Origin of the sequence: Janthinobacterium sp. MP5059B (assembly GCF_001758645.1) — a bacterium.
GTDB classification, from domain to species: domain Bacteria; phylum Pseudomonadota; class Gammaproteobacteria; order Burkholderiales; family Burkholderiaceae_D; genus Janthinobacterium; species Janthinobacterium lividum.
Window position 1 is genome coordinate 580,342 of record NZ_LRHX01000016.1, and the last position, 22,094, is coordinate 602,435.

Annotated in this window: 24 protein-coding genes and 1 tRNA gene; 9 read left to right on the forward strand and 16 right to left on the reverse strand. The window is 62.6% G+C overall.

Annotated elements, in window-relative coordinates; genetic code table 11:
• The first annotated feature begins 65 nt into the window (after positions 1 to 65).
• Positions 66 to 785, forward strand: coding sequence for a Crp/Fnr family transcriptional regulator (locus JAB1_RS19645; RefSeq protein ID WP_034779829.1), 720 nt, complete (start codon positions 66 to 68; stop codon positions 783 to 785).
• Between the two features lie 68 nt (positions 786 to 853).
• Entirely contained in the window at positions 854 to 1,459 is a 606-nt protein-coding gene (locus tag JAB1_RS19650) for a glutathione S-transferase (protein ID WP_070281469.1), read from the forward strand.
• 12 nt (positions 1,460 to 1,471) lie between these two features.
• On the opposite strand, the gene JAB1_RS19655 is transcribed toward JAB1_RS19650, so the two are convergent.
• Entirely contained in the window at positions 1,472 to 1,888 is a 417-nt protein-coding gene (locus tag JAB1_RS19655; protein WP_070281470.1) for a GFA family protein, read from the reverse strand.
• 120 nt (positions 1,889 to 2,008) lie between these two features.
• On the opposite strand from JAB1_RS19655, the gene JAB1_RS19660 reads away from it, so the two are divergent.
• From JAB1_RS19660 to JAB1_RS19675, 4 genes are all read left to right on the forward strand, one after another.
• Positions 2,009 to 2,500 carry a DUF4265 domain-containing protein gene (locus tag JAB1_RS19660; RefSeq protein ID WP_070281471.1) on the forward strand — a complete coding sequence of 164 codons (492 nt, stop codon included), beginning with the start codon at positions 2,009 to 2,011 and terminating at the stop codon, positions 2,498 to 2,500.
• A gap of 42 nt (positions 2,501 to 2,542) precedes the next feature.
• Positions 2,543 to 2,986 carry a hypothetical protein gene (locus JAB1_RS19665; RefSeq protein WP_070281472.1) on the forward strand — a complete coding sequence of 148 codons (444 nt, stop codon included), beginning with the start codon at positions 2,543 to 2,545 and terminating at the stop codon, positions 2,984 to 2,986.
• Between the two features lie 70 nt (positions 2,987 to 3,056).
• Positions 3,057 to 3,770 carry a YjjG family noncanonical pyrimidine nucleotidase gene (locus JAB1_RS19670; protein ID WP_070281473.1) on the forward strand — a complete coding sequence of 238 codons (714 nt, stop codon included), beginning with the start codon at positions 3,057 to 3,059 and terminating at the stop codon, positions 3,768 to 3,770.
• A 97-nt stretch (positions 3,771 to 3,867) separates the two neighbouring features.
• A complete protein-coding gene (locus tag JAB1_RS19675) occupies positions 3,868 to 4,062 on the forward strand; it encodes a hypothetical protein (RefSeq protein WP_070281474.1) in 195 nt (64 codons plus the stop codon).
• A gap of 16 nt (positions 4,063 to 4,078) precedes the next feature.
• Here JAB1_RS19675 and JAB1_RS19680 read toward each other — a convergent pair whose 3' ends face one another.
• The 9 genes from JAB1_RS19680 to ybiB form a co-directional block, all read right to left on the reverse strand.
• A complete protein-coding gene (locus JAB1_RS19680) occupies positions 4,079 to 4,414 on the reverse strand; it encodes an FKBP-type peptidyl-prolyl cis-trans isomerase (RefSeq protein WP_070281475.1) in 336 nt (111 codons plus the stop codon).
• 101 nt (positions 4,415 to 4,515) lie between these two features.
• Positions 4,516 to 4,594 (reverse strand) — tRNA-Ile (locus JAB1_RS19685).
• A gap of 109 nt (positions 4,595 to 4,703) precedes the next feature.
• Positions 4,704 to 6,944 (reverse strand): RNA polymerase sigma factor RpoD, encoded by a 2,241-nt coding sequence (gene rpoD / locus JAB1_RS19690; RefSeq protein ID WP_034779848.1) that lies wholly within the window; start codon positions 6,942 to 6,944, stop codon positions 4,704 to 4,706.
• Between the two features lie 465 nt (positions 6,945 to 7,409).
• Positions 7,410 to 9,206 carry a DNA primase gene (dnaG, locus tag JAB1_RS19695; RefSeq protein WP_070281476.1) on the reverse strand — a complete coding sequence of 599 codons (1,797 nt, stop codon included), beginning with the start codon at positions 9,204 to 9,206 and terminating at the stop codon, positions 7,410 to 7,412.
• 130 nt (positions 9,207 to 9,336) lie between these two features.
• A complete protein-coding gene (locus JAB1_RS19700) occupies positions 9,337 to 9,789 on the reverse strand; it encodes a GatB/YqeY domain-containing protein (protein ID WP_034746974.1) in 453 nt (150 codons plus the stop codon).
• Between the two features lie 193 nt (positions 9,790 to 9,982).
• Positions 9,983 to 10,195 (reverse strand): 30S ribosomal protein S21, encoded by a 213-nt coding sequence (rpsU, locus tag JAB1_RS19705; protein ID WP_008451879.1) that lies wholly within the window; start codon positions 10,193 to 10,195, stop codon positions 9,983 to 9,985.
• 155 nt (positions 10,196 to 10,350) lie between these two features.
• A complete protein-coding gene (locus JAB1_RS19710) occupies positions 10,351 to 10,956 on the reverse strand; it encodes an FxDxF family PEP-CTERM protein (RefSeq protein WP_070281477.1) in 606 nt (201 codons plus the stop codon).
• A gap of 161 nt (positions 10,957 to 11,117) precedes the next feature.
• Positions 11,118 to 12,332 (reverse strand): NAD(P)/FAD-dependent oxidoreductase, encoded by a 1,215-nt coding sequence (locus JAB1_RS19715; protein WP_070281478.1) that lies wholly within the window; start codon positions 12,330 to 12,332, stop codon positions 11,118 to 11,120.
• 56 nt (positions 12,333 to 12,388) lie between these two features.
• A complete protein-coding gene (ybiB, locus tag JAB1_RS19720; protein WP_070281479.1) occupies positions 12,389 to 13,381 on the reverse strand; it encodes a DNA-binding protein YbiB in 993 nt (330 codons plus the stop codon).
• A 167-nt stretch (positions 13,382 to 13,548) separates the two neighbouring features.
• Here ybiB and JAB1_RS19725 point away from each other — a divergent pair, with 167 nt between their 5' ends.
• Entirely contained in the window at positions 13,549 to 14,226 is a 678-nt protein-coding gene (locus JAB1_RS19725) for a hypothetical protein (protein ID WP_139144613.1), read from the forward strand.
• Between the two features lie 144 nt (positions 14,227 to 14,370).
• Entirely contained in the window at positions 14,371 to 15,432 is a 1,062-nt protein-coding gene (locus tag JAB1_RS19730; RefSeq protein ID WP_034779875.1) for a 3-deoxy-7-phosphoheptulonate synthase, read from the forward strand.
• 126 nt (positions 15,433 to 15,558) lie between these two features.
• On the opposite strand, the gene JAB1_RS19735 is transcribed toward JAB1_RS19730, so the two are convergent.
• Positions 15,559 to 15,966: a nitrite reductase (NAD(P)H) small subunit gene (locus JAB1_RS19735; RefSeq protein ID WP_070281481.1), complete on the reverse strand. Its 408-nt coding sequence runs from the start codon at positions 15,964 to 15,966 to the stop codon at positions 15,559 to 15,561.
• A gap of 209 nt (positions 15,967 to 16,175) precedes the next feature.
• Between JAB1_RS19735 and tsaD the strand changes: the two genes are divergently transcribed.
• Positions 16,176 to 17,216 (forward strand): tRNA (adenosine(37)-N6)-threonylcarbamoyltransferase complex transferase subunit TsaD, encoded by a 1,041-nt coding sequence (tsaD, locus tag JAB1_RS19740; RefSeq protein ID WP_034779881.1) that lies wholly within the window; start codon positions 16,176 to 16,178, stop codon positions 17,214 to 17,216.
• Here the strand turns inward: tsaD and eutC are convergent, their stop codons facing one another.
• Genes eutC through JAB1_RS19765 form a run of 5 tightly spaced genes read right to left on the reverse strand, consistent with a single transcriptional unit; the run spans position 17,217 to position 22,075 of the window.
• Complete coding sequence (eutC, locus tag JAB1_RS19745; protein WP_070281482.1) at positions 17,217 to 17,990, reverse strand: ethanolamine ammonia-lyase subunit EutC; 774 nt, start codon at positions 17,988 to 17,990, stop codon at positions 17,217 to 17,219.
• 9 nt (positions 17,991 to 17,999) lie between these two features.
• On the reverse strand, positions 18,000 to 19,388 hold the full coding sequence (locus tag JAB1_RS19750; RefSeq protein WP_070281483.1) for an ethanolamine ammonia-lyase subunit EutB: 1,389 nt from the start codon (positions 19,386 to 19,388) through the stop codon (positions 18,000 to 18,002).
• 34 nt (positions 19,389 to 19,422) lie between these two features.
• A complete protein-coding gene (locus JAB1_RS19755) occupies positions 19,423 to 20,886 on the reverse strand; it encodes a TIGR01777 family oxidoreductase (protein WP_070281484.1) in 1,464 nt (487 codons plus the stop codon).
• A complete protein-coding gene (locus JAB1_RS19760; RefSeq protein ID WP_070281485.1) occupies positions 20,883 to 21,524 on the reverse strand; it encodes a DUF4166 domain-containing protein in 642 nt (213 codons plus the stop codon). Before JAB1_RS19760 ends, JAB1_RS19755 begins: the two co-directional genes overlap by 4 nt.
• Positions 21,521 to 22,075, reverse strand: coding sequence for a GbsR/MarR family transcriptional regulator (locus JAB1_RS19765; RefSeq protein ID WP_070281486.1), 555 nt, complete (start codon positions 22,073 to 22,075; stop codon positions 21,521 to 21,523). Before JAB1_RS19765 ends, JAB1_RS19760 begins: the two co-directional genes overlap by 4 nt.
• Positions 22,076 to 22,094 lie beyond the last annotated feature (19 nt).

The window sequence follows — 22,094 nt, forward strand, 5'->3', positions numbered from 1 at the left end:
TGACCCCAGCAACGAATAACCACGCCGCCGCCCAGCACAACTGGCAAGCCGCTCCCGCCACCCCGATGATCAGCATCACGGGCGCACAACAGAACGAATTGCTGCGCGCCTTGTCGCGCACCGATCTGGAGCGCCTGTTCTGCCAACTGGAATTGGTCGCTTTGCCTGCCGGCAAGCACCTGTTCGATTGCGGCGGCAAGATTGAATACACGTACTTCCCCACCAACGCCATCGTTTCCCTGTTGTATGTGATGGAAGACGGCGCCACCACCGAGATCGCCGTCATCGGCCGCGAAGGCGTGGCCGGCGTGGTGCTGTACGAAGCCGAGCGCGCCACCTGCACGGCCATCGTGCAGACGGCCGGCTACGGCTATCGCTTGAAAACAGCCTTCCTGCGCGAAGTGTTCAATGAAGGCGGCGCGCTGGCACAATTGCTGATGCGCTACACCAGCGCCATGTTCGCGCAAATGGCACAGAACGTGGTGGGCGGCCGTCATTGCAGCATCGAACAGAAACTGTGCCGCTGGCTGCTGGACCGCCTCGACCGTTCGCTGTCGAACGAATTAAAAGTGACGCAAGACACCATGGCCAACATGCTGGGCGTGCGCCGCGAAAGCGTCACCGTCACGGCCCGCAAACTGCAGGACGAAGGCTTGATCCAGTACCGCCGCGGCACGGTCGAAGTGCTCGACCGCGAAGGCCTGGAAGCGGCCGCCGGCAATTGCTACAAGGCAGCGCGCGCCGGTTTCGAACAGTTCCGCAGCGGCATCAGCGCACACAATTAAGCACGACACTGGCAAACGGGCAGGCAAGCGGGTATCGTAGATATTCCTGACTACCCCGGAGACTGGCAATGAAACTGATCGGCATGCTCGACTCGCCCTATGTGCGCAGGGTCGCCATCTGTTTGCAACTGCAGGGAATTTCCTACGAGCACTTGCCGCTATCCGTGTTCCGCAACATGGATGCCGTGCGCGAGATCAACCCCGTCATCAAGGTGCCGACCCTGGTACTGGACGAAGGGCAAGTGCTGATGGATTCCACCTTGATACTCCACTATCTATCGCTGCTGCGTCCGGGCACCGCCGTCCCCGCCCTCGCCGACAGCGTGCGCGCGCTGCGCCTGACGGGCCTGGCGCTGGCCGCCTATGAAAAAGCCGTGCAAATCGTCTACGAACGCAAGCTGCGTCCGCTCGACAAGCAACACGCGCCGTGGCTAGAACGGGTCAGCATGCAGCTGCATGCCGCCTGGAACGCGCTGGAACAGGAATGCGCGCACCTGCCCCTGCCTGGCGAGACTGGCAGTATCGACCAGGCGGGCGTGACCATCGCCGTCGGCTGGAGCTTCGCCCAGCTGGAAACGTCCGATATCGTCAAACCCAGCGATTACCCGGCCATCCACGCCTACACGCGCTCGGCGGAAACCCTGCCCGCCTTCCAGGCCACGCCGCCAGTCTGACGCGCCGCAGGGCTATTTGCCTGCGGCGCCCGGCCCGGCTACAGCGGCGGCCGGATCGAAGTGCCACCAGCCCGGCCTGACATCGTCAAACGAGTGATATTCGGGTGCAAAGGCCGCCTGGTCCGGATCATCAAAACTGCCCACCAGCAAGGCCACCGTGGGCGCATCGTCGATGGCACCGATAGAACTGCCGCAAGCGGCACAAAAGGCCCGGCTGGAATATTCGGAAGAACGGTAGGTGGCAGGCACACCGGCCGAACCCGTCCAGCGCACCTGATCGTGCGCAAACTCCACCCACGCCACCGTTGGCGCGCCCGTATGCTGCTGGCAATTGCGGCAGGAACAGCTGTGCGGATTGCCGCCCTCGCCTGTCACTTCAAAGCGCACGGCGCCACATAAACAGCCGCCTGTTTGCACCACATTCTCCATTGCATCTCCTCGTTTGCAGCGTTGCGTACCCGGCCAGCCGGCACGTACCCGGTACAATATTGCCATAAACCCACCCTGGCGCAGCCCAATGTGCGTGGCGCCGGCACTATGAAAGAATAAATGGAAGACATCAATTGCGAAGGCTTGCCGCACATCCGCGTACTGGCAGGCGAAAACACCAAAGGTCCCGTGTATGAAACCCTGCCTGCGCGCCAGATCGACGAGCACGTCTACGAACTGCTGGCCTCGCCCGGCCTGACCCTGAACCTGGCGCGCGGCGACATCGTCAACATTGCCAACCCGCTGGCCCCTGCCGAAGTACTGAAGCGCGGCGGTAACTTCTGCATCCAGATCTATGCCGACGACGTGTCGCAAAAGGCAGTGGACCAGCTCGAACGCGACGTGCAAAGCCAGCTGGGCGGCACGATGGATGGCCAGTACAAGGGCAACCTCACCTTCAGCGTACCGGGACATCACGGCATCTACAACGTCAACGGCCCCTTCGACGCCTTCCGCGAAGCGACGGGCGTGGAATGGTACTTCGCCAATATCTACGTCAACCTCGACGACGACGATGATGAAACCTTGCTCAACTGGTGGGTGGATATGTAAGCCTATCAGAACCTGCGGCAGGGCAACCATGCGGCGCTCTTCATGCGCCAGGTACCTGGCGGCATTGAAATTTTCGGCCAATGGCGCAATCACAAACCCGGCGCCCGCGTGATCTACTTCGGCCGTTCGGCGGCGGGCATCGAATCGCCCAGAACTCTATTCAGTGGTCGGATGAAGCCGCTGGCATTAGCCATGGCGGCCACGACGATGCGGCCCGTTGCCGTCGTTTCTTGTTCACAAGCGATTCCCTCGAGCTGGAACCTGCCCGCCGCCAGGCTCGACGGTGTGCGCATGCTGCCCCATCCGGCGAATCAGCCGCCGGCGAACGCCGAGGCCTTGCCTATCCCCACTCCGCCCAGCGAAGGGACGCGTGCCGGCACCGAGCGCTACCTGCGCATGGATTTGCCAAAAGTCAAACCGTGCATCGCGGCCCTTGAACAGCGAACGAAAATGGTCAGGTTTCAGTGCAAACAGACGACTCGCTAACACTCCTCAGCGCAACCGAACTCATCGCTACGTGCTACGATGCAAGACAAGTTCCTTTCCATGACACGCCATGAAATACAAGCTATTCCTGTTTGACCTCGACGATACCCTGCTCGACTTCCGGGCATCCGAAAAACGCTCGTTCCTGCACACCATGGACGAACTGGGCTTGCGCGACGGCATCGACGCGCTGTTTTCCCAATACCAGGCGATCAACGTCGACCTGTGGAAACGTTTCGAAACGGGTGACGTGAGCAAGGACTTCCTGAAGGTGGAGCGCTTCCGCAAGACGTTTGCATTGAACGGCATCGCCATCGACCCTGAACTGGCCAGCCGGCTGTATCTGGACTCCCTGCCGGACACGGTCGTGCTCATCGACGGCGCCAAACAAGTGTGCGAAACCCTGTCGCGCATCGGCGAAGTGGGCATCATCACCAATGGCGTCGAATCCATCCAGAACCGCCGCATCGCCGCCTCCGGCCTGAGCGACTGCATCTCCTTCGTTGCCACCTCTGAAGCGTGCGGCCACGCCAAGCCGGACGTGCGCTTCTTCGAATACGCCGCCGACATGGCGCGCGCATTCAGCAAGGATACGACCGTCATCATCGGCGACCGGCTGGACGCCGACATCCTCGGCGCCAACCGCTACGGCATCGACAGTTGCTGGTTCAACCCGGACAACATGGCCAATACCTCGACTGCCATCCCCACCTGTGAAGTGGCCAGCCTGCATGACATCGTACCAATGCTGGACATGATGCAAGTCAAACTGAAACAGGCTTGATCTACCACAAGCGCACCACCTGAAATACGCTGATAGCGGCATGAAAATACATCGCTGTTCGCGTACCATCAGGACTCGTCCATCCTGGTGCCAGCCCATGCCTTCCTGCACCGTCTTGCTCGCCATCGAGGCATTGATCCTGTTCTTTGCCATGCTGGCCAAGCGCCAGGCGGGCAAGCTCAGGCTGGTCGGCTACCTGGCCTTTCGGGATGCCACCGCCCCCTCGCAGCAGGCGCTGCGCGCCGATGCCGGACAACTGCTCGCGCAAAAAGCCGACGTCGTATCTGTCTGATTACGCCATCCAGACATCAATCGCGCGTCAGCACTTCCAGCAATTCAATCTCGAAGAGCAAATTGGAGTTTGGCGGAATCAAGCCCACCTGCCGTTCGCCATACGCCAGCGCCGCCGGCACCCACAGCTTGCGCGTGCCACCGACCTGCATGCCATGCAAACCCAGAATCCAGCCCTGGATCACCTTGTTATTGCTCAACACACAGCGGAACGGTTCGCCCCGCTTGTGCGACGAGTCAAACTCCGTGCCATCTTCCAGCCAGCCCCGGTAATGGGCAGTCACCAGCGCGCCACGCGTCGCCGCCTTGCCGTCACCAACGACGATGTCGTCAATCTTCACTTCAGCCGTCATCTTGTTTCATCCTTCATCAAATCACGATGCCGCGATTGTACGACAGCATAAAAAAAGCCCCGGCGGTGGCCCGCCGGGGCTTCGATCACTACTGCAAATTCTGGTGGGCCTCCCGTGAGTCGAACACGGCACCAACGGATTATGAGTCCGCTGCTCTAACCAAGCATGAGCTAGAGGCCCGGGGGACTGTGGCGTGGCGGCGCTGTTGAAGCCCGCCTCGCGCGGCCGTTTTGGAAACGGACACGCGAGGATAGGGGTATCAGGGGCGCGCGTCAAGCCCTATTGGCTTCTAGTTGCCTTCCAAGAAGCTTTTCAGCTTGTCGGAGCGCGATGGGTGGCGCAGCTTGCGCAGCGCCTTGGCTTCGATCTGGCGGATCCGCTCGCGCGTCACGTCAAATTGCTTGCCCACTTCTTCCAGGGTGTGGTCGGTGGACATCTCAATGCCGAAACGCATGCGCAGCACTTTCGCTTCGCGTGGCGTCAGGGAATCGAGCACGTCCTTGACCACGCCCCGCATGGAGGCGTGCAGGGCCGCGTCGGCCGGCGCCAGGGTGTTGTTGTCCTCGATGAAGTCGCCCAGGTGGGAATCGTCGTCGTCGCCGATCGGCGTTTCCATCGAGATCGGTTCCTTGGCGATTTTCATGATCTTGCGGATCTTGTCCTCGGGCATCTCCATCTTGATCGCCAGGGTGGCGGGATCGGGTTCCGCGCCCGTTTCCTGCAGGATCTGGCGGGAAATCCGGTTCATCTTGTTGATCGTCTCGATCATGTGCACGGGAATCCGGATCGTGCGCGCCTGGTCGGCGATCGAGCGCGTGATGGCCTGGCGAATCCACCATGTCGCATACGTGGAGAACTTGTAGCCGCGGCGGTACTCGAACTTGTCGACGGCCTTCATCAGGCCGATATTGCCTTCCTGGATCAGGTCGAGGAATTGCAAGCCGCGGTTCGTGTATTTCTTGGCGATCGAAATGACCAGGCGCAAGTTGGCCTCCGTCATTTCGCGCTTGGCCTTGCGCGCCTTCATTTCACCGGCCGCCATCTGGCGGTTGATGTTGCGCAAGTCCGGCAGCGGCAAGACGACGCGCGCCTGCAGGTCGATCAGGCGCTGCTGCAGTTCCTTGACGGTCGGAATGTTGCGGCCCAGGATGGCGCTGTACGCGTGTCCTGCGTTGACTTCGCCATCGACCCAGTCGAGGTTAGTTTCATTGCCCGGGAAGACCTTGATGAAGTGGGCGCGCGGCATGCCGCAGCGGTTCACAGCCACGTCGAGGATCTGCTTCTCGATATGGCGCACTTCGTCGACCTGGCCGCGCAGGGTGTCGCACAGCTTTTCCACGACCTTGGCCGTGAAGCGGATGCCCAGCAACTCTTGCGAAATGGCTTCCTGCGCCTTGGCGTAGGGTTTCGAGTTGTAGCCTTCTTTCTCGAAGGCGCGGCGCATCTTGTCGAATTGCTGCGAAATGATGGCGAATTTTTCCAGCGCCGTGCGTTTCAGGGTTTCCAGCTGCTCGGCGGAGAAGCCGGCTGCGCCGGAAGCACTGGCCTCTTCCTCTTCTTCGACTTCCTCTTCTTCCGCTTCGCCTTCTTCCTCGTCTTCTTCGACGGGAGCAGCCACGACAGGCGCGGCGGCGACCGGTTCGTTTTCATCGACGAGGCCGTCGACAATTTCGTCGATCTTGATCTCTTCGTTGGCGATGCGGTCGGCAGCGGCGATGATCTCGGCGATCGTCACGGGACAGGCGGAAATGGCCTGAATCATGTCTTTCAAGCCATCTTCGATCCGCTTGGCAATTTCGATCTCGCCTTCGCGCGTCAGCAGCTCGACCGAGCCCATCTCGCGCATGTACATGCGCACGGGATCGGTGGTGCGGCCAAAGTCGGAGTCGACGGTCGACAATGCGGCCTCGGCTGCCGCTTCCGCCTCGTCATCGCTGGTGACGACGGCAACGTTATCGGACAACAACAACGTTTCCGCATCGGGCGCGTGCTCGTAGACGGCGATGCCCATGTCATTGAAGGTACCGATGATGCCTTCGATGGCTTCCGGATCGACGATGTTTTCGGGCAAGTGATCGTTGATTTCCGCATAGGTCAGGAAACCGCGCTCCTTGCCGAACTTGATCAGGGTCTTGAGTTTCTGGCGCCGACGCTCGAGTTCTTCCTCGCTCGCTTCCGTGTCGGACGAGAAAGCGTCCTTCAGCAGCGCGCGTTCTTTCGCCTTGCGATCCTTCGCCTTGGCCTTGTCGACGGCCTTCAGTTCGGCCCGCTCGACGGCGTTCAGGGCGGCGACTTCATCATTTTCTGGCTGGAATTCTTTTGGCTTGCGGCCGCGGCGGCCTGGCACTTTTACCGACGGCAAGACATAACCGGACGTATCGATCGCCGCCAGGGTGGCGGCATCGGTGGTCTGGCTGACCACGGGCGCGCTGGTGACGCGCGCTTCTGGCCGGTCGAGCGCCTTTTCGGCTTTCGTGGTAACTTTAGTGGGCTTTACAGCCGCTTTGGATTCGGGTTTCTTGATTGGCACAGGCGCTTTCGATTACACAACGACTTGCTTTACGGTGGATTAGGATAAAGTTTGCTGCCAGTTCCCTGTCTACCTGCGGGAACCACCATCTTCGAACCTGCCGACAACGCAAATTCGACACTGTTACGTTACTTACACCTCATCGGCCACGATCCGCGGGAAGCGCAGCAATTCCTGTCCACCGGCTGTTGCCAGCCGTCTCGGCAAAAATTCCTGCATCGACCGCGTTGGGAGCGAGAGCCTGGCGCGGCTTGCCAGCGTCTGCGAGCCCTTGCCCGCAACGCCGAAAACGCCAGTTGGCTCTGGCTGCCGACACGATCCACCGCGCCGATCAAGAGCCTAACTTACTGAAAACAAATACTATTTACGAAACAGAACTAGCTTGCCAAAGCACACAATACTTAGCATTTAATTATAGCACGCGAAAAATGTTTTTCCAGTGCGCGCCATACCCTCAAGGCAAGGTTAGCGATTCACCAACTCGGCATCGCGCTCGCGCTCCAGGTCGCCTTGCTCCTGCATGATTTCGCGGTAGCGTACACCAATTTTCTCCGATGGCAAACCCGACGCGAACAATTGCTGCAATTCCGCCTTCAAGGCATTCAATTTGATCTCGCGGATGGTGCTCACCAGCCACGACAATTCGCTGTCGTAATCGGATTCCGTGCCGGCCGCGATCTCGCCGATGATCTCGTCGTATTCGCTGCCCAGCTCCTTCAACTGCTGCGCCAGCGCGGCGAAACTGCCGTGCTCGCCCAGCGCCTGGCCCACGGCCACCAGTTGCCCCAGGCTGTGCGCCGCATCGGGCCCCAGGTGCTGGAAGGCGGTGAGAGCGGCCTCGTCGATACGCATGGTCAGGGGCGGATGCGCCACCAGCATGCGCATGATCTTCAATTCCAGGCCCACGGGCACAGGGCGGCCCGATTTCGGCGGCGCGCGGCGCGCCACGGCAACGGGCTTCGCCAGCTCGAACAGGGCTTCGATCTCGGCCGGCGTGGACTGCGTCAGCTGCGCCAGGCCGCGCACGATCTGCAGGCGCAGCGACGATGGCGCCATCAGCTGCAGCAGGGGCTTGGCATCGAACTGCACGCGGGCGCGCCCTTCCGGCTCCGACAAATCATGCTCGCCCGACACTTCTTTCAGCAAGAATTGCGACAGCGGCATGGCTTCATGCACTTGCTGTTCAAAACCTTCGGCGCCGAATTCGCGGATATAGCTGTCCGGATCGTGTTCCGACGGCAAGAACAGGAATTTGATGGTTTTATTGTCCGACACATGGGCCAGGCTCGCCTCCAGCGCGCGGCGGGCGGCGCGGCGGCCAGCCTTGTCGCCGTCGAAGCTGAAAATCACGTTATCGGTCTGGCGCAGCAGTTTTTGCACATGGGTGGGCGTGCACGCCGTACCCAGGGTCGCCACCGCTTGCGGGAAACCCATCTGCGCCAGCGCCACCACGTCCATGTAGCCTTCCGTCACCAGCACATAGCCGGCGTCGCGGATGGCCTGGCGCGCCTCGAACAGTCCATACAGTTCGAAACCCTTGGAAAACAAGGGGGTTTCCGGCGAGTTCAGGTATTTCGGTTCGCCATGGTCGAGCACGCGGCCGCCAAAGGCGATCACTTGCCCCTTGGTATTGCGGATCGGGAACATGATGCGCTCGCGGAAACGGTCGTAGCGCTTGCGGTTGCTACCCTCTTCATCGACCTTGTCGATCACAAGACCAGCCTCGGCCAGGGCCACCACGTCGTAGTCGGGGAAGACGGAGCGCAGGTTATCCCAGCCACCGGGCGCAAAACCCATGCCGAAGCGAGCGGCCACTTCGCCCGTCAAGCCCCGGTTTTTGAGGTAGGCGATAGCTTCCGGCGCGTGGCGCAATTGCCCGCGGTAATAATCGCACGCCTGCGTCATGGCGTCGGACAGGGCCATGCTTTGCGCCTGGATCTGCGCGCGCTGGGCCGGCGGGATCTTGTCGTCCGCTTCCGGCACGACCATGCCCACGTTCTGCGCCAGGTCCTTGACAGCGTCGACAAAGCCCATGCCCGAGTATTCGATCAAAAAGCCGATCGAGGTGCCATGCGCGCCACAGCCGAAGCAGTGATAGAACTGCTTGGTGGGGCTGACGGTAAAGCTGGGCGATTTTTCACTGTGGAACGGGCACAAGCCCATGAAATTGGCGCCACCTTTTTTCAGTTGCACATAGCGCCCCACGACATCGACGATATCGACGCGGTTGAGCAAATCGGAAATGAAGGATTGAGGTATCACTGGCTAGGGCGGGTCTTGTTATAGGTCAGACTATACTACCGCACGTGGCCTGAGGTTGAGCCAGGTCAACGTGTGGGCTGTTAACAGGCTGCCAGCGCGATGGCTGGCAGCCCTTGCTACTATTGTATGCTTACGCTGCCGGCGTCAAGGCTTTCTTGACCAGGGCGGACACCACGGTCATGTCGGCGCGGCCCGCCAGCTTCGGCTTGACGATGGCCATGACCTTGCCCATGTCTTGCGGACCGGCGGCGCCCGAGGCGGCCACGGCGGCAGCCACTTCGGCCGCCACTTCTTCGTCAGACAGGCCGGCAGGCATGTAGCCCGTCAGGTGCACCAGCTCGGCTTTTTCGATGTCGGCCAGATCGGCACGGCCACCAGCCTCGAACTGAGTGATCGAATCCTTGCGCTGCTTGATCATCTTTTCCACGATGGCCGTCACGTGGGCGTCTGTCAATTCGATGCGCTCGTCGACTTCCTTGCGCTTGATTTCCGCCAGCAACAGGCGAATCGTGCCCAGCTTGCCCGCTTCCTTGGCGCGCATGGCGTTTTTCATGTCTTCGGTAATTTGTTCTTTCAAGCTCATGGCAATCCTCGTGTTGGTAAGTGGGGTTCAATGCTCGTGTGTGAACCAAGCAGGCGGCCACAAAAGCGAAAACCCGCTGCGGCGAACCGGAGCGGGTATGCGACTCATCTGAAGTATCACTCCAGGCGAATCAAAACAAAACCCGTGGCGAACAATGCGCCGAACTACCCGGGTTGGTTCTGACTGAACAGTCTTAGAATAATTTTTTCGGCAGTTGTTGGCTGCGGATGCGTTTGTAATGACGCTTTACAGCAGCTGCCAGCTTGCGCTTGCGCTCAGCTGTTGGCTTTTCGTAGAATTCGCGAGCGCGCAATTCGGTCAGCAGACCCGTTTTTTCGATGGTGCGTTTGAAGCGACGCATTGCGACTTCGAACGGCTCGTTTTCTTTAAGGCGAATAGTGGTCATGTAAAATTCAAACCGTTGAGGTGGTGTATAGGAAGAGATAGATAGTAGCAGCTTTTAATCGGAAAGGGAAGCCCCTCCCCCACTTGCGTGCGGCATGCAGCCTGAGATTGCTGCCCGGCTGTGGTGTAAACCACGCATCCTGGCAGCAGTTTACCTCAAATGGCGCTCTTGCGGCGGCGCGCCATGAAGCCCAGCAGGCCCAGGCCCGCCAGCAGCATGGCGTACGTGCCCGGTTCCGGCACGGCGCTGACGTTCATGCTGACGCCATCGAGGAAGGCCGAGGTATCGTGGGCATTGTTCGGGTTGATGCCGGCAAAGCTCAGGGTATGGCTGCCGGCACCGATGTTGAGCGCGTTCGCGTTGAAGCTGGTCCAGCCCGTGCTGGTCACCGCGTACTGGCCCAGCAGGCTGCCATCGAGGCTGACCGTCACGGCCTGGCCCTGATCGTAGCCGGGACGCAGCGCCAGGTTGAAGGCGAACGAGTAGTCGGCGGCGCCCGAGCTGACGAAGCTTTGCGAGATCGATGCCGTATTTTGCAGGAAAGCAAAGGCGTTGCCCTCTTGCGCCACGCCATTCCACGCCGTGTAGCTGGCCGACACGCCGGCGCCGCCCGTGAAGCTCCAGCCCGGCGCCACATTGCCATAGACGTAGCCGCCACCGACGGAATTGTTTTCAAAGCCACCGTTGCTCAGCACGGGGGTGCTGGCAAAGGCGGCGCTGGTGAGTACGGTTGCTGCGACGGTGGCGATCAGGCGTTTCATGGCGACTCCAGGGCATGGTCAGGGGAATGCCTGACTAATTACCACCAGGCATAAAAAATGTCTAAAAATTAATTTACATGCCAAGTATTCAACATCACTTGATCGAAGTCAAGAACATTGTCACCAATAATCACTTGCCGTGCCAAAATGACAACTGATTGTTACTGCAAGGCAATACCTGCCGCCACGCCGGAAGCCCAGGCCCACTGGAAGTTGTAGCCACCCAGCCAGCCCGTCACGTCAACCGCTTCGCCGATGAAATACAGGCCTGGCACTTTATTGGCCATCATGGTCTGCTGCGACAGTTCGCGCGTGTCGATGCCGCCGCGCGTCACTTCCGCCTTGCGGTAGCCTTCGGAACCGTTCGGCACGATGGACCAGGCATTGATGGCCAGCCCCAGCTTGCGCAACTGCGCGTCGGGCATGTCGGCGATGCGCGCGTCCGGCGCCAGGCCGTTGACGGCCAGCAAGCAGTCGGCCAGGCGCTGCGGCAGCCATTGCGCGACGATATTGCCCAACTGCTTCTTCAGGGTACCCTTGCCTTCGATCAAGGTCTGCGCCACGTCCACTTCCGGCAACAGGTTGATGACGATGGGCTCGCCCGGCTGCCAGTAGCTGGAAATCTGCAGGATCGCCGGGCCCGACAAGCCGCGGTGCGTGAACAGCAAATCTTCGCGGAAACGCGCGCCCGTTGCCTTGCGGCCTTTCAGGCTGCCCGTTTCCACATCCACCTCCAGAGCGATGCCGGACAATTCCGCGAATGGCGCCCAGCTGGCCGCATCGAACGTCAGCGGTACCAGGGCCGGACGCGGTTCGACCATCGTCAAATCGAATTGCCTGGCGATGCGGTAGGCAAAATCCGTCGCGCCAATCTTCGGGATCGACAGGCCGCCCGTGGCGATGACGATGCTGGCCGTCTCGATGTCGCCGCTATCGGTCTGCAGCACAAAGCTACCGTCATCTTGCTGGACAACATTGTCGATCTTGCACGGCATGCGCCAGTGCACGCCGCCTGCGGCGCACTCGTCCTTGAGCATGTCGATGATCTGCTCGGCCGACTCATTGCAGAATTGCTGGCCCTTGTGCTTCTCGTGGTAGCCGATGCGGTATTTTTTCACCAGCGCGAGGAAATCCTGCGGCGTGTAGCGCGACAGCGCGCTCTTGCAGAAGTGTGGGTTTTCCGAGAGGAAATTTTGCGGGGTGGCGTTAATATTGGTGAAATTGCACCGTCCACCACCCGAGATGCGGATCTTTTCGGCCAGCTTGGCCGCGTGATCGATCAGCACCACGCGCTTGCCTTGCTGGGCGGCAACAGCCGCACACATCATGCCGGCCGCGCCCGCGCCGATCACTGCCACATCAAATTGTTTTGCCATAAGAATTCCGGTCACCGCTGATTACAAAGACGCCATTGTAAACTGCGGCGACGCGGCTAGCGCGGCCGTGCGGCAATCTGACGCGATGCCATCAGGCATTGCTCCACCTGCTCGGCGATCGATGGCGGCACGGGCACCTCGCCGCGCAGCACGGCAGCGATCCAGGCGGCCGTGGTGGCCGCATCGCGCTCGGCCGGCAAATGCGGCAACTCTTCCACCAGCAACTGCTTTTCCACCAGCACCGTGCGCTCCACGCCATGGAACCAGTCGATCTGCTGCGCCTTGTTGGCGTTGGCTACGGTCTCGCCTTCTGTGCCGCGCATCAGGAAAGCGTCGCCGCGTGCAGGATCTGAGGCGGTGAGGAAATATTCACCCAGCATTTCCAGGTATTCCGGATGCGTATACGACACCAGGCGCAGGGCCGGCCCGGCGAACGGCTGCATGATTTTCACCAGGGTATGCGTGGAATTGCGCACGCCCAGCACACGCCGCAGGGACAGCATGTGCGCCAGGCGCGGCGCCAGCGCGGCGATGGGCAGGAAGGCGGCTTCCCCCCGCGCCATGGCGGCCTCGGCTTGCGCATGGTCCGGCGAGGCGGGCACGCCCAGCGCGGCCAGCACTTCAGCCGTGGTGATGCGGCCCGGATCTCCGGTCACGCCATGCACGAGCACGGGTGCGCCCGCGCGCGCCAGCAGCAGCGCCAGCAACGCCGTCAGGTTGGCCATCTTGCGGGCGCCGTTGTAGCTGGGAATGATGATCGGGGCAAATTCGCCGGCCGGCGCGGCCAGCGGCGCGAACGATGCTTCGGCAGCGTCGAGGAAGCCGGCGATCTCATCAACGGACTCGCCCTTGATACGCATGGATAACAAAATGCCGCCCAGTTCCAGGTCCGACACGCGGCCCTCCAGCATGGCGCGGTACAGGGCACGGGCGTCGTCGCGCGTCATGCTGCGCGCACCGTTCTTGCCGCGTCCTATTTCTTTGATGAAACGTGCAGCGGGAAATGGCTCACCGGCCACATCGGTATGGGGGATGGAAACAGTCGTCATGGCGCCAGCTTACACGGATTTTTCCCCTTGCAGAGGGGCTGAAAGACGCCATAGGCGCCAATGCAACAGTCTTTCACGCTATTTTTTGGACGAATTTGGATGAATTGCATCACGACTGCATCCAAACGCGCCACCGCTGCGTATATGACTGCACAGGGGGACTCATCATGGAACACGCAAGCAAAAGGGAAAGCGCCTTCGTCGGCATCGAGACGAGCAAGCTGCAGCTGAAAGCCGTGCTGCTCTCGGGCGGCGAAATGCTGTGCAAGGTGCTGGAAAACGACGTGGCCGGCTACCGCTGGCTGCGCAGCTGGCTGCAAAGGAACGACGTGCCCGTCATGGGCTTGCGCGTCTGCATGCGCCTCGATATGCCGTACAGCGAGGCGCCGGCCCGCATGCTGGCCGACATGGGCATGCTGGTCTGCGATGCCCAGCCCGCGCAGCTGGAAGAATATATCCGCAGCCATGGCTTGCCCGGGGACGCGGCGCACAGCGCCGCAGTGCTGGCCAACTACTGCCAGCACAGGCGCCCCGCGCGCTGGACGCCGCCCTCGCCCGCCTATGTGGAGCTACGGCTGTGGCTGCGCCGCCTGCACGCCATGGAAGACGTGCGCCGGCAGGAATCGGCGCGCCTCGATGCGCACCTGCAGGCCGGCCAGCATGCGCTGCACGCCCTCGTGCGCCAGCAGGTCGCCTGCCTGGACGCACAGATACGCCAGCATGAAAGCGCCATCCTCGACCATGTGCGGCGCCATCCCGGCCTGCCCCGGCCGCCCGAGCTGGCCGGCAACTACCAGCGCATCGCCCGCTATACCTTTGGCGCCAGCCTGGCCGGCGGCCATTGAGCGCACAGGGGGCCGGCGGCGTGCCGGCCCTGCCATAAAAACAACTGAGGCATTCCCGTTTTGGCGCCATCCCCGCCGCCAGGCCGCATTTCCGCTACACTATTGCCTCTTAAAGAACGCAATAGCGAAAGCCGAGCCAGAATCATGAATACGCCAGACATCGAAAATATCAACGTCACCTCCTTCGCGCCCATGCCGACACCAGCTGAACTGCACGCCAAGCTGCCCCTGTCGGAAAGCGCCTTCGAGACCGTCAGCCGCGGCCGCGAAGCGCTGCGCAACATCATCGACCGCAAGGACCAGCGCCTGTTCGTCGTCGTCGGCCCGTGCTCCATCCACGACCCCGTCGCCGGCCTCGATTACGCGCGCCGCCTGAAAGCGCTGCAAGAGGAAGTCAAGGACACGATGCTGCTGGTGATGCGCGTGTATTTCGAAAAACCGCGTACCACCACGGGCTGGAAAGGCTATATCAACGATCCGTATATGGACGACTCGTTCAAGGTCAACGAAGGCATGGAAAAGGCGCGCCAGTTCCTGCTCGACGTGTGCGAACTGGGCCTGCCCACCGCCACCGAAGCGCTGGACCCGATCTCGCCGCAATACCTGGGCGACCTGATCGCCTGGACCGCCATCGGCGCGCGCACCACGGAATCGCAGACGCACCGCGAAATGTCGTCGGGCCTGTCGACCCCGGTCGGCTTCAAGAACGGCACCGATGGCGACATCAGCATCGCCGTCAACGCGATTCTGTCGTCGGCGCACCCGCACTCCTTCCTCGGCATTAACGGCGAAGGCAATGTGGCCATCGTGCGCACGCGCGGCAACGCGTATGGCCACGTCGTGCTGCGCGGCGGCGACGGCCGTCCGAACTACGATTCCGTGTCGATCGCCATCGCCGAACAGGCGCTGGCCAAGGCCAAGCTGCCGGCCAACCTGGTGGTCGACTGCTCGCACGCGAACAGCTACAAGAAGCCGGAACTGCAACCGCTGGTGATGGCCGACGTGGTCAACCAGATCCGCCAGGGCAACCGCTCGCTGGTGGGCGTGATGATCGAATCGAACATCGTCGGCGGCAACCAGAAGATCCCGCAAGACCTGTCGCAACTGACCTACGGCTGCTCCGTCACCGACGGCTGCATCGACTGGGACACGACGGCGACAATGCTGCGCGATGCGCATGCGCACCTCGTCAATCGCCCGGCGTAAAATAGTACGGCCAACAATGTTGTCGGATTACGGCCCTGTGGGCCTGATCCGACCTACCCGACGGGCGCGTCAATGCGTAGGTCGGCTTAGCGCGCAGCGCGTAAGCCGACACCACCACGAGGCATATCAAGCCATCTGCACATGCGGCAGCACGGCGAACGATCCCGCCAGCGCCTGTTCCGCCTTGCTGGCCGGGATATTGAGTTCATTGACATCCAGGTAGATGCGCCCGTCCATGATGCGCATGGCGTACAGGCGCGCCATGCCCTGCACGGGCGCCACCAGGCGGCCCGAATCGAGTTCGATGATCCAGCTGTTTTTTGGTCCCATCAGGTTTTTCTCCATCAGCACCCCATGGGCCAGCGGGCCGCCCAGGCAAGGCACCGTGTCGAGCAAGGCATACACCGTATCGTCAGCCGCGCGGAACAGCGCCACGCCCGGCAAATCCTGCCAGGCCAGGCCCCGTTGCACCATGCGCGCGCCCGCCAGCGGCATGTCCTTCAGGCGGCAAATCATTTTCCATTGTTCCGACATCGCTAGCTCCCTTGAGAAAGGCACATGCACCTCTAAGCAAGAGCGGTGCCAGTGCCGCACAGGCGAAGAATGGCCAAAAACCGGGGGAAAACCGGCCTGCGGCGCACTGCGCAAGTGCACACTGCCGCCGAAATGGTGCGCCGGCCGCACGGTGGACTGCCCGGCTTTCCTTTACAATGGCGGATTACTCCTCCCTATTCAGTACCTTCATGATTGTTCTTGGCGTCGAATCCTCCTGTGACGAAACCGGCCTGGCCTTGTACGACACGCAACGCGGCCTGCTGTCGCACGCCCTCTACTCGCAAGTCGCCATGCACGAGCAATATGGCGGCGTGGTGCCGGAACTGGCGTCGCGCGACCATATCCGCCGCGCCATTCCGCTGCTGGAAGAAACCCTGGCCAAGGCCGGCATCACCCTGCCCGAGATCGACGCCATCGCCTACACGCAGGGGCCCGGTCTCGCCGGCGCGCTGCTGGTCGGATCGTCCGTCGCCTGCAGCCTGGGTCTGGCCATCAACAAGCCGGTGCTGGGCATCCACCACCTGGAAGGCCATCTGCTCTCCCCCTTGCTGGCGTCCGAACCGCCGGAATTCCCCTTCATCGCCCTGCTGGTGTCGGGCGGCCACACGCAGCTGATGCGCGTCGATGGCGTGGGCCAGTACACGATGCTGGGCGAAACGCTCGATGATGCGGCCGGCGAAGCGTTCGACAAGTCGGCCAAGCTGCTGGGCCTCGGTTATCCGGGCGGCCCGGCCATTTCGCGCCTGGCCGAATTCGGCGATCCGCTGGCCTACAAGCTGCCGCGCCCCATGCTGCACTCGAAGGATTTCAACTTCAGCTTTTCCGGCCTGAAGACGGCCGTGCTGACGGTGGTGAAAAACCATGAAGAAAAAGTCATCGCGAATATCTGCGAGCAGGACAAGGCGAATATCGCGCGCGGCTTCGTCGACGCCATCGTCGACGTGCTGACGGCCAAGTGTGTCTCGGCCCTCAAGCACACGGGCTTGAAACGCCTGGTGATCGCCGGCGGCGTGGGCGCCAACGCGCAACTGCGCGCCTCGCTCAACGCGGCGGCCGCCAAGAAGCGTTTTAAAGTGTATTACCCGGAGCTGGAATTCTGCACCGACAACGGCGCCATGATCGCCTTTGCCGGTGCCATGCGCCTGCAAATCAATCCCGACGCCGCCAAGCACGATTACTCGTTCAACGTGCGCCCGCGCTGGCCGCTGGACGAAATCCGCGAAGTCTGATCACGCCAGCAGGAAGTTGCGCGCGCCCGCCAGGGCCGCGCCTTCCGCCACCGTTTCATCCTTCAAGCCCACGCCCGACAGCTGCCGGCTGAACGCCTGCGACAGCAGGTAGTGCAGCCGGTACGCGGCCTGCGCATACGCCAGCCCCTCGGGGCGCACGTTCGAAATGCAGTTGCGGCGCTCGTCCAGCAAACCTGCTTCGGGCGCCCACGTCAGGTACAGGCCCAGGCTGTCCGGGGAACTCAAGCCAGGCCGCTCGCCGATCAGCACCAGCACGGCGCGCGCCTTCAGTAATTCCCCCACCTCGTCGCCGATGGCCACCCGTCCCTGCGCCACGATGCATACCGGCGACAGCGTCCACGCTTCCAGCGCCAGCCGTTCGCGCAAGGCGGCCAGGAAGGGCGCCGCATGACGCTGCACGGCCAGCGCCGACAGGCCATCGGCCGCCACCAGCGCCAGGTCGGCTCCCGTGGCACCGGCGGCCAGGCGCGTGCGTGAAGCGTCGTCGAGGCGGCGTCCCAGGTCGGGGCGTTGCAGATAGTCGGCGCGCGTGGCGGCCGCGCTGTGCAGCTGCACGCTGGCCAGCCCCTGCTCCGCCAGCGCCAGCGCCAGGGCCTCGCCATCGAGCGCCAGGTGCACGGCGTCGCGCGCCTGCGCGTGGGCCAGCTGGAACGCCAGCTGCGGCTTGGTCGGCACGCTCACGCCGCGGCGCCCGAGCGCGATGCGCGCCGCCGTGTACCTGCGCAGGGCCTGCCACGGATCGGTATCGCCCATACTTCCTCCCTAGGTATCCAGGCGCAGCAGGGCCGCCTGGAAGGCGGGCGCCAGCGCCGTGTGCAAAAGGCCCTGCGCATCCGTGATCCGCATGCGTGCCAGCCAGGCTTCGAATTCCGGCGCGGGACGCAAGCCCAGCACCCGGCGCGCATACAGGGCGTCGTGGAACGAGGTGCTCTGGTAGCCGAGCATGATGTCGTCCGCGCCCGGCACGCCCATGATGAAATTGCAGCCGGCCACGCCCAGCATGGTCAGCAAGGCATCCATGTCGTCCTGGTCCGCTTCCGCATGGTTGGTGTAGCACACGTCGCAGCCCATGGGCAGTCCCAGCAGCTTGGCGCAGAAATGGTCTTCCAGCCCCGCGCGCATGATCTGCTTGCCGTCGTACAGATACTCGGGGCCGATGAAGCCCACCACCGAATTGACCAGCAGCGGCTGATAGGCGCGCGCCACCGCATACGCGCGCGCTTCGCACGTTTGCTGGTCCATGCCGTGGTGCGCGCCGGCCGACAGGGCGCTGCCCTGCCCCGTCTCGAAATACATGACGTTGTTGCCCACCGTGCCGCGCCCCAGCGACAGGGCCGCCGCCTGCCCCTCGGCCAGCAGGGACAAGTCGATGCCGAAGCTGCGGTTGGCCGCCTGCGTGCCCGCCACCGACTGGAATACCAGGTCGACGGGCGCGCCGCGGCGGATCGCCTCGAGGGTGTTGGTGATGTGCGTGAGCACGCACGACTGCGTGGGAATCTGATATTGATCAATGACGGCGTCGAGCAGCTGCAGCAGCGACACCACCTGCGCCACATTGTCGGTGGCCGGATTGATGCCGATCACGGCGTCGCCGCTGCCCAGCAGCAGGCCATCAAGGATGGCGGCGGCAATGCCCGTGGCATCGTCTGTCGGATGATTCGGCTGCAAGCGCGTGGATAGCCGGCTCTCCAGGCCCAGGGTATTGCGGAACGATGTGACGACCTTGCACTTGCGGGCCACCAGCACCAGGTCCTGCAGGCGCATGATTTTTGAGACGGCTGCCGCCATTTCCGGCGTGATGCTGGCGGCGACGTAGGACAGCGTTTGTGTATCCGTCGCGTCATCGAGCAGCCAGTCGCGAAAGTCGCCCACGCACAGGTGGGAAATCGGCGCAAACGCGGCGCGCTCGTGGGTGTCGATGATCAGGCGCGTGACTTCATCGTCTTCATACGGCACCAGCGCCTCGTTGAGAAACAGCGACAGCGGCACGTCCGCCAGCGCCAGCTGCGCCGCCACCCGCTCGCGCGCGCTGGCTGCCGCCACGCCGGCCAGCACATCGCCCGAACGGGGCGGCGTGGCCTTCGCCAGCAGCGCCTTCAGGCTGGCGAACTGGTAAACCTGGCTGTCTATCGTATGGCTGAAGCAGGGCATGGTTCGGTTCCTCCCATCCCCATCTTACGCCAACTTATAAACTGCGCAGCGCCCCTTCCAGCTGTGGGTAGCGGAAGGCAAATCCCTCGGCCAGCAGGCGGCGCGGCGCCACCCGCTGGCCTTCCACCAGCAAGTCGGCCTGCTCGCCCAGCAAGGCGCGCATGACGAAGGCCGGCGTGGGCAGGACGCTGGGGCGGTGCAGCACAGCGCACGCCACCTGGGCGAAGCGGCGCTGCTCGATGGCTTCCGGCGCGCAAAAGTTATACGCGCCGCTGACCATGCCCTGCTCACTGCGGCGCGCCAGATGGGCGATGCCGCGGATCACGTCGCGCACATGCACCCACGTGACCCACTGCTTACCGCTGCCGAGGGGGCCGCCCACGCCGAAGCGGATCGGCAGCAGCATCTGCGGCAGCGAACCCTGGTGGCCGAAGACGAGGCCAAAGCGCATGCAGCCCACCTGCACGCCAAATCTCTCCGCCTGGCGCGCGGCCGCTTCCCATTCCTGGCACAGCTGCGACATGAAGATGGCTTGCGGCGCGCTGTCTTCATCGAGCTGCGTCGCATCGCCCTGCGGCTGCACGCCGTAATAGCCGATGGCCGACGCCGACAGCAGCACCCGTGGCTTATGCTGCGCGCGGGCGATCCACGCCACCAGGGCCTGCGTCAGCGCTACGCGGCTGCGGCGCAAAGTGGCTTTGCGCGCGTCCGTCCAGCGCTTCCCGACGATGCGCGCGCCGGCCAGGTTGACCACCATGTCGATGCGCTGTGCATCCGGCAATGCGTCCAGCGAGTCGATGCAGCGCACCTGGCCATTGAACGTCCATGCAGCCTGCTTCGGCTGGCGCGTCAGCACCGTCACTGCATGGCCGTCGGCCAGCAAGGCGCTGACCAACTGCTGGCCGATGAAACCCGTGGCGCCCGTCACCAGCACGGACTGCGGCGCGGCGGCAAAGCTCAGCCGCTCCTCCTGCTCTGCCGTCTCCTGCACCTTGCGCCGGCCCAACTGCCACACGGCATACGCATCGCGCAGGCCGGACAGGCCCACGCCCACGCCGCACAGGGCCAGGAAGACGCTGAGCCAGCCATACGGCTGCCACACGAGGGCCGTCGGCAAGCTGGCCCACTCGCTGCTATTGAGCGCCAGCAGCGCGATAAAGGCGCCCGCATTGATCGCCAGCACCGTATGCGTGACCCGCTCCGTGGCCGGCAAGAGGCGGGTCTGGTCTTCCACCACGAAATCCCACAGGGTCAGCACGATTTCCACGCCAAAGACGATCACCAGCACCCAGGCCCAGGCGCCATGCCACTCCCAGGCGGCCAGGCCCACGAACAGCAGGCTGTAGATCAGGGCGCGTGTCGCATGGATGGTCAATTCGAGGCGCGCGGAGGCCTTTTGCGGCAGCGCTTCCGTGATTTCATGGTGGTAGATGGTGTCGAAGGCGCCCAGGCAGCCTTGCGCCGCCATCAGTTGCAGGGCCAGCAAATGCGTATTCATGGTGTCTCCTTCATTTCCGGCGCGGCGGATTCGCGGAACACGCCCGCCTGGGTGAACGTGGTGCCGAACAGCGCGTGGCGGATCTCGATGCGGATATTGAATTGCTGCGGCGTGTCATTGCGGTGGCACAGATAGGTCTTGCCGGGCGTGAGCACGCCGGGCAGCGGCATGCGCCAGCCGAAAAGATCCCAAAAATAACCGTCACTGGTGAAATGCAGGTTGCCATCCTCGACGTGCAGCAGCAGCTTCATGCCCAGGCCCATGCCCACGTATTCGAGCACTTCGCCCTTTGCGCTTTCGGCCATGTAGGAGGTGAAGCGGATCGGTGCGCGCCCGTGCAGGCGGTAGGTGCGCTGCTTGAAGATGAAGGGGCAGCCGGGGCGCGAATAGACTTCGATATCCACGGGGAAGTCGTGGTCGTCGTACGGGATCAACGCGCCGTCGATGAAAGGGCGCGTCAGCCAGCCCAGCACCTTGCCCAGGCGCGAGCTGGTGAGTTCACTGAGTTCGCCCCGGTAGTACAGGGGCTGGCCCGGCGCGGGATTTTTCTCGAAGCGGCGGCGGATATCCGGGTGCAGGGTCAGCCACTGTGCGCCCATCACCTTCTTGAACAGTTCTCCTTCCGAGGGGCCGTTCATGATTTGCCACGCTTGCCCGGTTTGTCTTCCGGGCTGAGGAACTTGGCCACCTTGCCGCCCATCGACAGCATGCGCTGCAGGGTGGCGGGCGGCAGGTTTTTATAATCGCTGTAGGTGCTGCTGAGCATCTCCAAAAACGCCAGCACTTCGCCCATGCGTTCCAAAGTAGCCGGTGGAATGGCCGCATCGTGCTCGCCCTCGATCGCGCACTCGCGCAGCACCGTCAGGGTGGGATCGATCTCGCGCCGCTTGCGCTCTTCCATGATGACGCGGAAGATTTCCCACACATCCTGCAAGGCGACGAAATGGTCGCGCCGGTCCCCCATCACATGCGTGATGCGCGCCAGGCCCCAGCTTTGCAATTCCTTCAGGCTGTTGCTGACGTTGGACCTGGCCACATTCAGGCTGGCCGCGATGTCTTCCGCCGTCAGCGGTTCATTCGCCAGGAACAGCAGCGCGTGGATTTGCGCCACCGTTCGGTTGACGCCCCAGCGGGTGCCCATCTCGCCCCAGTGCAGAATATATTTCTGCGTGGTTGGACTCAGTTCCATGATTTTCTCTTATTTCTGT

Excerpts from the sequence above, each read along its gene's own strand:
- JAB1_RS19645 (WP_034779829.1), top strand. The coding sequence starts at position 66 with ATGATCAGCATCACGGGCGCACAACAGAACGAATTGCTGCGCGCCTTG.
- JAB1_RS19650 (WP_070281469.1), top strand. The coding sequence starts at position 854 with ATGAAACTGATCGGCATGCTCGACTCGCCCTATGTGCGCAGGGTCGCC.
- JAB1_RS19655 (WP_070281470.1), bottom strand. The coding sequence starts at position 1,888 with ATGGAGAATGTGGTGCAAACAGGCGGCTGTTTATGTGGCGCCGTGCGC.
- JAB1_RS19660 (WP_070281471.1), top strand. The coding sequence starts at position 2,009 with ATGGAAGACATCAATTGCGAAGGCTTGCCGCACATCCGCGTACTGGCA.
- JAB1_RS19665 (WP_070281472.1), top strand. The coding sequence starts at position 2,543 with ATGCGCCAGGTACCTGGCGGCATTGAAATTTTCGGCCAATGGCGCAAT.
- JAB1_RS19670 (WP_070281473.1), top strand. The coding sequence starts at position 3,057 with ATGAAATACAAGCTATTCCTGTTTGACCTCGACGATACCCTGCTCGAC.
- JAB1_RS19675 (WP_070281474.1), top strand. The coding sequence starts at position 3,868 with ATGCCTTCCTGCACCGTCTTGCTCGCCATCGAGGCATTGATCCTGTTC.
- JAB1_RS19680 (WP_070281475.1), bottom strand. The coding sequence starts at position 4,414 with ATGACGGCTGAAGTGAAGATTGACGACATCGTCGTTGGTGACGGCAAG.
- JAB1_RS19700 (WP_034746974.1), bottom strand. The coding sequence starts at position 9,789 with ATGAGCTTGAAAGAACAAATTACCGAAGACATGAAAAACGCCATGCGC.
- rpsU (WP_008451879.1), bottom strand. The coding sequence starts at position 10,195 with ATGACCACTATTCGCCTTAAAGAAAACGAGCCGTTCGAAGTCGCAATG.
- JAB1_RS19710 (WP_070281477.1), bottom strand. The coding sequence starts at position 10,956 with ATGAAACGCCTGATCGCCACCGTCGCAGCAACCGTACTCACCAGCGCC.
- JAB1_RS19715 (WP_070281478.1), bottom strand. The coding sequence starts at position 12,332 with ATGGCAAAACAATTTGATGTGGCAGTGATCGGCGCGGGCGCGGCCGGC.
- ybiB (WP_070281479.1), bottom strand. The coding sequence starts at position 13,381 with ATGACGACTGTTTCCATCCCCCATACCGATGTGGCCGGTGAGCCATTT.
- JAB1_RS19725 (WP_139144613.1), top strand. The coding sequence starts at position 13,549 with ATGGAACACGCAAGCAAAAGGGAAAGCGCCTTCGTCGGCATCGAGACG.
- JAB1_RS19730 (WP_034779875.1), top strand. The coding sequence starts at position 14,371 with ATGAATACGCCAGACATCGAAAATATCAACGTCACCTCCTTCGCGCCC.
- JAB1_RS19735 (WP_070281481.1), bottom strand. The coding sequence starts at position 15,966 with ATGTCGGAACAATGGAAAATGATTTGCCGCCTGAAGGACATGCCGCTG.
- tsaD (WP_034779881.1), top strand. The coding sequence starts at position 16,176 with ATGATTGTTCTTGGCGTCGAATCCTCCTGTGACGAAACCGGCCTGGCC.
- eutC (WP_070281482.1), bottom strand. The coding sequence starts at position 17,990 with ATGGGCGATACCGATCCGTGGCAGGCCCTGCGCAGGTACACGGCGGCG.
- JAB1_RS19750 (WP_070281483.1), bottom strand. The coding sequence starts at position 19,388 with ATGCCCTGCTTCAGCCATACGATAGACAGCCAGGTTTACCAGTTCGCC.
- JAB1_RS19755 (WP_070281484.1), bottom strand. The coding sequence starts at position 20,886 with ATGAATACGCATTTGCTGGCCCTGCAACTGATGGCGGCGCAAGGCTGC.
- JAB1_RS19760 (WP_070281485.1), bottom strand. The coding sequence starts at position 21,524 with ATGAACGGCCCCTCGGAAGGAGAACTGTTCAAGAAGGTGATGGGCGCA.
- JAB1_RS19765 (WP_070281486.1), bottom strand. The coding sequence starts at position 22,075 with ATGGAACTGAGTCCAACCACGCAGAAATATATTCTGCACTGGGGCGAG.